At 71.0% G+C, this 5508-nt stretch carries 5 protein-coding genes and 1 tRNA gene; 5 read left to right on the forward strand and 1 reads right to left on the reverse strand.

All coding sequences use genetic code 11. The features are described 5' to 3' along the window. The 4 genes from ACFXG1_RS32830 to ACFXG1_RS32845 all read left to right on the forward strand — a co-directional run. A partial coding sequence (locus ACFXG1_RS32830) for a fructosamine kinase family protein (RefSeq protein ID WP_384745831.1) occupies positions 1–717 on the forward strand: 717 nt, incomplete at its 5' end. A 207-nt stretch (positions 718–924) separates the two neighbouring features. Next, positions 925–2220, forward strand: a complete 1296-nt coding sequence (serS, locus tag ACFXG1_RS32835; protein ID WP_384745833.1) for a serine--tRNA ligase — start codon at positions 925–927, stop codon at positions 2218–2220. Then, on the forward strand, positions 2221–3243 hold the full coding sequence (locus ACFXG1_RS32840; protein ID WP_384718658.1) for a glycosyltransferase: 1023 nt from the start codon (positions 2221–2223) through the stop codon (positions 3241–3243). It abuts the gene before it with no gap. Next, on the forward strand, positions 3237–4235 hold the full coding sequence (locus tag ACFXG1_RS32845; protein WP_384718656.1) for a hypothetical protein: 999 nt from the start codon (positions 3237–3239) through the stop codon (positions 4233–4235). Before ACFXG1_RS32840 ends, ACFXG1_RS32845 begins: the two co-directional genes overlap by 7 nt. Positions 4236–4395: 160 nt before the next feature. Here ACFXG1_RS32845 and ACFXG1_RS32850 read toward each other — a convergent pair. After that, positions 4396–4482, reverse strand: a tRNA-Leu gene (locus ACFXG1_RS32850). A gap of 559 nt (positions 4483–5041) precedes the next feature. Between ACFXG1_RS32850 and ACFXG1_RS32855 the strand changes: the two genes are divergently transcribed. Next, on the forward strand, positions 5042–5508 hold a 467-nt coding region (locus ACFXG1_RS32855), incomplete at its 3' end, for a DUF3662 domain-containing protein (protein ID WP_384745835.1).

Here is a 5508-nt window from a genome sequence, read left to right on the forward strand (position 1 = left end):
GCCGACGACGGGCGCGTGCTGGTGAAGGCGTGGCCGGACCGCGACCGGTACGCCCGGGAGGTACGGGCCCTCCGGATCTGGCACCGCGAACCCGAGCATGTCGTACTGGCCGCGGACGACGATCTCGCCGTCGCGGCGTTCACACCCGTGGGCGGCGCCCCAGGGGGCGCGCCCCGGCCCGCGCACGAGAACGGCCTCGTCGCGGCGGCCGTCGCCCGGGTCCATGAAGCCGGACGGAGCGCGCCCGTCGCGGGCATCTTTCCGGCGCTGCAGGACCACCTCGCAAAGGAGGTCCTGCCACGCGTCCGCCATCGGCTGGAGACCACCGCCCTCGGCCCCCGTACCGGTTCGGCTTTCCGCGGCGGCGCCGGAATCCGGGAGCATCCGGCACGCAGGACCCTGCTGCACGCCGATCTCTACCGCGAGAACGTCCTGTTCACCGAGGACGGCCGGCCGGTGCTGCTCGACCCCCTGCCGATGACCGGCGACGCGGCCTACGACTGGGCCTTCTGGACCATCTACTACGAGGTCGGCAGCGGGACCGAGGACCGACTGCACCGGGCGCGTCTGGCCTCGGGCATCCCGGTCGGACAGCTCCTGCCGTGGTGTCTGCTGCTCGGCCTGGACGGCCTCCTGTACTACGAGACGACCGGCGACGCACGCTTGACCGTCATGACGGGCGTCCTGGACTCCCTGCTCGGGAAGGGCACGGGATGACGCCCCCGGACCCGCGAACTCCGGCCGTGTCGCAGCCGCGACAGCACCGGGCGTCGACCGTCCGTGGAGACGGAGTACTGATCGCCGCGCCCCTGAGACACACCTCCTGCCCCGGACCGGGTGACGGAAGGAATTCACGCGGAGACGGCCGGCCCGCCCTTGCTACGGTCGGATCACTGTCTGTCCCGTTCGAGGAGCGAAGCTCTTATGCATGATGCCCGCGTTCTGATCGACATGGGTGAAGAAGCCGTGCGCCGACTCGCACGCCGCGGCTACACCCTGGATCTCTCCTCCTTGGAGAGTCTCCAGTCCCGTCGGAACAAGAGCATCCGCTCCGGTGACGAGCTGCGTTCCGGAGCCAAGCGCGTCGCGCAGGAGGTCCAGCGGGCCGCACGGGAAGGCGGCGACATCGCGGGGCTCAAGGAGACCGCGCGCAAGCTCAAGGAGCAGATCCGCGAGACCGAGGCGGAGCAGGAGCGTGTCCAGGAGGAGCTGACGGAGATCCTCCTGAGCATCCCCAATCTGCCCGCCGAAGAGGCCCCCGACGGGGACTCCGAGGAGTTCGCGGTCGAGCAGCGCCGCGTCGGCACCCCTCCCGCCTTCTCCTTCGAGCCCAAGGACCACGTCGACCTCGGCGAAGCCATGGGCATCCTGGACTTCGGACGGGCGACCAAGCTGTCCGGGCCGCGCTTCAGTGTCCTGCGCGGCACGGGAGCGGCACTGGAGCGGGCCCTCGCCACCCTCTTCCTGGATCTGCACACCCGCCGCCACGACTATGTCGAGCACTCGGTTCCGTTCCTGGTCAACCGGCGGACGATGACCGGCACCGGGCAGCTGCCCAAGTTCGAGGAGGACCTGTTCAAAACGGGCGTGGCCGACCGCGACCTGTTTCTGATCCCGACTGCCGAGGTACCGCTCACCAACCTCTACGCGGACGAGATCGTCCCGCCCGCCGAACTGCCCGTAGCCCTGACCGCCCACACCCCGTGCTTCCGCTCGGAAGCCGGCTCCTACGGCCGGGACACCCGGGGGCTGATCCGGCAGCACCAGTTCTCCAAGGTCGAGATGGTCCGCATCTGCGCCGCGGACCAGGCCCCCGCCGAGACGGCGAAGATGATCGGCCACGCGGAGGCCTGTCTGAAGGAACTCGACCTGGCCTACCGGGTGGTCGCGCTCGCGGCGGGCGACACCGGCTTCTCCGCCCGGCTGACATACGACCTGGAGGTGTGGCTGCCCAGCCAGAACACCTACCGGGAGATCTCCTCGGTGTCGGACTTCGGCACCTTCCAGGGCCGTCGCGCGGGCATCCGTACCCGCGACGAGAACGGCAGGCCCACCCCCGCAGCCACGGTCAACGGCTCCGGCCTGCCGATCGGCCGCACACTGGCCGCCGTCCTGGAGCAGCACCAGCAAGCTGACGGTTCGGTCCTGTTGCCCGAAGCGCTCGTGAAGTACCTCGGTTTCCGCCGGATCAAGGCGGACGGAACGCCCTCGGAGGCATAGGTGTTAGTCGGCGTCTGCGACTTCCCCGGCAGTTACGCATTCCCCCCGGCCGGTTACGGCGGGATCGAACGGTGGCTCTGGGCGGTCGCGGAAGGCGCCCGTGCCGCAGGCGCCGACGTACACCTGCTCGGTCCGCTGTGGCGCGAGGACCTCGCCCCCGAGTGGACCCGCACGACGGCACGGCTGGAGGACCTGGAACCCGGCTCCCTCGCCGCGCGGGAGCTGCGCGCCACGGGCTACGACCTGCTGATCACCGGCCACGAGTACCCGGCACTGCCTGCGTGGCGCCGGGTCCGGGACCTGCTGGACTGCGATGTCGCCACGTTCCAGCACCACCCCGGTTTCCGTCATGCCGCCGGCACCTTCGACGGCACGCGTACCCGGCTGTACTGCTACTCGCCCGAGATGATGGAGCGTTACGCCGCGCACCGGCCCGTCTCCGAACTGGCCGTCCACCGCGGCCTCGGCGAGGACGAGCCGCCGTCACGGCCGGGCAGGGACCTGGTCTGGCTCGGCCGCGTCGACGCGGAGAAGGCGCCTCACATCGCCATTCGGGCGGCGCAGATCCTCGGCCGCCGGATCCGCGTCGTCGGGCCGGTGTTCTCCGACGCCTACGTCGAACAGCACGCCCGGCTCTTCGCGGCCGACCATGTGGAATGGGCGGGAGAGCTGGGAGGACGGGAGAAGAGCGCCGCGTTCGGCGAGGCCTCGGTCTTCGTCTACACCTGTGCCCGCGACTACGTGGAGGCGGGCGCCGCCGTCTTCGGAGAGTCCCTCCGCGCCGGTACCCCCGTGGCCGGTCTCACCTGGCGGGAGGGGACCTGTGCCCAGGCGGCCCTGTGCGACCGCACGGGCGCCGTGGCCGTCGTCGACCCGGGCATCGACGACGAAGCTGCCGCCCGGGCGCTCGCGGATGCCGTCCTCGATGCCGGCGAACGCGACCACGCCGAAGTGCAGGCCGTGGGAATGCGCCGGTTCGACCCCAGGCGCCACTTCGAAGCCCTCGCCGGGCTCCCGTGCTGAGCGCGGCGGTACCCGGCATTCTCCGCAGGGCCCTGGGGCCGCGGTGGGAATTCACCCTCCGCGGCGACTACCTGACCATCGAGCACCCGCAGCGCGGCACCCCCTACCGGCCCCCGAGCCGCCGGCTCACCTGGGACGAACTGCTCAACAGGCTCGAAGGGGCCTTCGCCGGCATCGGGGTCCCCCGCGCCGACTGCCTGCCACTGCGGTGGGGCCGGGAGACGGAACTGACCGTCTCCGCCGTCCAGGCCCTGGATCCCTGTCTCAAGGACCGTCGCGCCGTCCCCTACCGGCAGGGGTTCCTGCCCCAGCCCGTGGTCCGCCTGACCGGACACCGCGACCGGCACGGCAACCTGCTCGACGGCTTCCTGACCTCGTTCGTCAACGCCTCACGGGTACAGCCGGTCCCCGACGCGCGCTCGTACGGCACCATCCTCGACGAGTGGCTCACGGTCCTCTCCCTTCTGGGCCTCCACGCCCGCCACATCACCGTGTACGGCACCCTGAAGGTCTGGCGCCGCCGCCAGGTCGAAGGGGTGACCCTGCGCTACGACCACGCCGGACTCCCCCTCGGCGACATCGTCCTGCTCCGGAACGCGGACGACCCGAGCCGTATGGCCGTCGACCTGGGCACATCCCTCGAACGCCTCGCCTGGGTACGCTCCCGCCTCCCCTGGCACCAGCAGGTCTTCGGCCCGCTCGCCGGAGCGGCACCCCCGGCGGTCCTCGACGCCATCCGCACGGTGACCCTGCTCGTCGGCCACGGCATCACCCCGACGGCCCGCGGTGCTGGCAGTGTCACCCGCCGCATCGCCGACCGCATCCCCCCGTCGGCGGCGGCGCTCGGCCTGAGCACCGCCGTACGGCACCATCACGCGTACTGGGACAGCATGAGCCCTCTGCCGGTGCCCTGGTGGCACGTGGCCTCCGCGTTGGAGGTCCACATTCAACGGCCACCGAGGGGCGGGGGGCATCGGCGCCCTCTTGAATGAGCCGCTCTGTGGCCTCTTTCACACAGGGCAGGCGACGGGGGTGTACACCGCCGGACCCACGGCATGCCGAAGTCGGAGCCGGAGCCAGAGCCGGACAACGAGAAACGGGCCCTCACCAGGACTTTCGTCTCCGGCGAGAACCCGTTTATCGGATTTCACATGGTGCGCGAGGGGGGAGTTGAACCCCCACGCCCTTTCGGGCACTGGAACCTGAATCCAGCGCGTCTGCCTATTCCGCCACCCGCGCATTGGGTGTTGTCGCCGGGCTTCCCGCCTTCCGGTGGTTCCGCCTGCCGACATCGAGAAGATTAGCACGCTGGGGAGGGTGGGTTCACATCCCTTTCGGCGTCCGACGGGGCGGGCAGCCGATGGAAGGAGGGTGGCTCGGTCGGCGCGGAAACCGGGAAGGAGCGGGGAAGTGGGAGAGACAGGAGAGACGCCGCAGGGGCCGGCGGGCGAGAAGGGATCGATGTGCGGGGCCATGGCGGGATGCGGGAACGGGCGGCCGGGGGCCGGTGCCGCCGGAGCGGCGCGGGCCGGGGCGCGGGCGGCGCTCCGGCGGGGGGATCCGGAGGGGTAAGCGGAAGCGGGCCGGAAGGGCCGGGGGCGGACGCCCGGCGGCAGGGGTTCGCCCCGCTCCCGCCGGGTGCGCCCGGGGTGCGGGACACTGGCAGCGGGCCGCCTCTACGATCCGTGTGAGAGGTGACACTCATCGACGGGGCAGACAAGGGGAACCAGCCGATTTCCCGACGCGTGGATACGATCAGTAAGCAGTATGAGGACGGCAGAGCCGAAGGAGGTGCCCGATGGGAGTTCTGAAGCGTTTCGAGCAGCGTCTCGAAGGTCTGGTCAACGGCACCTTCGCCAAGGTGTTCAAGTCCGAGGTCCAGCCCGTCGAGATCGCCGGTGCGCTCCAGCGCGAGTGCGACAACAACGCGACGATCTGGAATCGCGACCGGACGGTCGTCCCCAATGACTTCATCGTCGAGCTGAGCGCTCCCGACTTCGAGCGGCTGAGCCCCTACTCGGGCCAGCTGGGCGACGAGCTGGCGGGTCTCGTACGGGACTACGCCAACCAGCAGCGCTACACCTTCATGGGCCCGATCAAGGTCCATCTGGAGAAGGCCGACGACCTGGACACCGGTTTGTACCGGGTCCGCAGCCGCACACTGGCGTCGAGTACGTCACAGTCCGCGGACCGCGGACCCGCCGGTCCGCCGCCCCGCCCGGCCGGCGGCCCCGCGGGCGCCCCGCCCATGCCCTCGACCCCGCC

This window comes from Streptomyces sp. NPDC059248 (assembly GCF_042753905.1).
GTDB lineage: Bacteria > Actinomycetota > Actinomycetes > Streptomycetales > Streptomycetaceae > Streptomyces.

Coding starts and splice junctions, on each gene's coding strand:
- serS (WP_384745833.1), top strand. CDS start 925: ATGCATGATGCCCGCGTTCTGATCGACATGGGTGAAGAAGCCGTGCGC.